Below are 1688 nucleotides of genomic sequence, written 5' to 3'. Positions count from 1 at the left end.
GTCATATACCTCATACTCAAATGGCAATGACCATTTAGGTATGAGGTATATGACGAGGTTATAATAAAAATAGATTTAGCAAACGGCGAAGTCTTTAAGACACTTGGAGCAATGGATTTAATGACAGCACTGGAGGCAGCTTCCGAAGTTCAAATAGAACATGGATGGGAGTAAAAAAATGCAAACACTACCAGATAAGCGTTATTTGCGTCCTGACGAGGTGGCGGAATACTTCAACGTGAGCCGCAGAACAGTCTATCGCTGGGCTGACAACGGCGAGATAGTCGGGCATTAAACCAAACGAAAAAACCTTGCGATTCCCACGCGAAAGCGTGCTAGCCTACGAAAAAAAACTATACGAAGAGTCAGGACTAGAAATTGCGTTTGACGGCAAAATGTATGTAGTTAAAGCAGCATAAAACTTTGAATGCAAAAACAGGCATATTTTGACGTGCTCCGAGCTTCGCAAGTCGCACTTAAAACGAACAGCAAAATAGCGAAAGCGTGATTTTGCTAGTGAGCTTCACGAGCAACGAGCCGAGAGGCAAGCGTTTGCGGAGCTACAAAACACGCCTGCATTTGCTTTGATTAAGGGGGGCTTTAAGCCCCCTATACTATTAAAATCGCAGGTGCGGGTTCGCCTGTTTCTCGCGCCACCGACATATTGGCAGACATTCCCGAAAGAAACGGCGTATTATTCAAGGGGATAGACAAGGCTTTGTAAGGACTTACCTAAACATATAAATGAACCTTTGGCGATAATGCCCTCTATGACCGACAAGAACGCAATAGTAATGATGTTTAAGTTCGCTGGTAAGGACGGCAAGCCATTCATAGCGGCTCTTGATGTGGCACAGGACGGCGGTAATATTATCGTTAAAAGCACCTATGGCAGAAATAAGGCACTCAAATTTATTGAAGATACTTTCAAGGACGCCAATGCTAGGGGTGTAAATCCGTTATTGTATTTTGATAAAAAATATACCACTGGTCTAAGGCTGTCGGGGCTACAATTGCCCGTTGGCTCTAGTGGTATGGTGACTGAAATTAACCATTCACTCAAACCCCAAGACGTGAAGTCCACCAGTGCTAAAGCTAGTGTATCACCCGCTACCAAAGAAGTCAACACAAAAAATATAAATGTTGCTAGTCGTCCAGTTCACTCACAGGTTGGTGCAACGTTAGCTCGCACTGCGATAGGTGCTGGGCTTGGTTCTGACGCCGACATAAACAACGACGGCACAAAAGACCTAGAGGACGTCATACTTGGTGCGCTCGGCGGTGCAGGCGTTACGTTAGGTGGCAAGGCACTTCACAAAATAGCCAATAGCAAGGTAGGCGATAAGGTCTATGGTGCGCTTGATAAGGTTGGCGACAAAGTCAACGATTTAAGCGACAAGTATTCGTTTGTGGACTACTTCACAGGTCGGCGCATACTTCGCAATCAGGGCTATATGGACGCACTAGAAAGACATCACGCCAGCAAGAACAAGATATTAAACGAGGGTGAACTACATCAGAAATCGCTATTAAATCTAGACCCCAACGACCGCAAGGCAGTGCAAGACTACCTAGACAAAGAGCTAGAACGTTCCGCACGTGAGAAGGTTGATACAATGGCGACAGAAACGGACGAGATACTTTCTGCAGCCGTTATGTTGACAGCGACCGAAAACGGGCGAGGTAGT

At 45.6% G+C, this 1688-nt stretch carries 1 protein-coding gene and 1 pseudogene; both read left to right on the top strand.

What is annotated here, in order from left to right; genetic code table 11:
- Positions 1-178: 178 nt before the first annotated feature.
- On the top strand, positions 179-295 hold the full coding sequence (locus tag AC1MDJ_RS07700; RefSeq protein ID WP_479690338.1) for a helix-turn-helix domain-containing protein: 117 nt from the start codon (positions 179-181) through the stop codon (positions 293-295).
- Between the two features lie 439 nt (positions 296-734).
- Positions 735-1688: pseudogene (locus AC1MDJ_RS07695) on the top strand (MuF-C-terminal domain-containing protein); the annotation flags it as partial.

The sequence above is a fragment of the Candidatus Termitispirillum reticulitermitis genome (assembly GCF_054655775.1).
This window is presented reverse-complemented; position numbering and strand designations above follow the sequence as displayed.

Bases quoted from the DNA above. Each gene is read 5' to 3' on its own strand.
- AC1MDJ_RS07700 (WP_479690338.1), top strand. From the start codon at position 179: ATGCAAACACTACCAGATAAGCGTTATTTGCGTCCTGACGAGGTGGCG.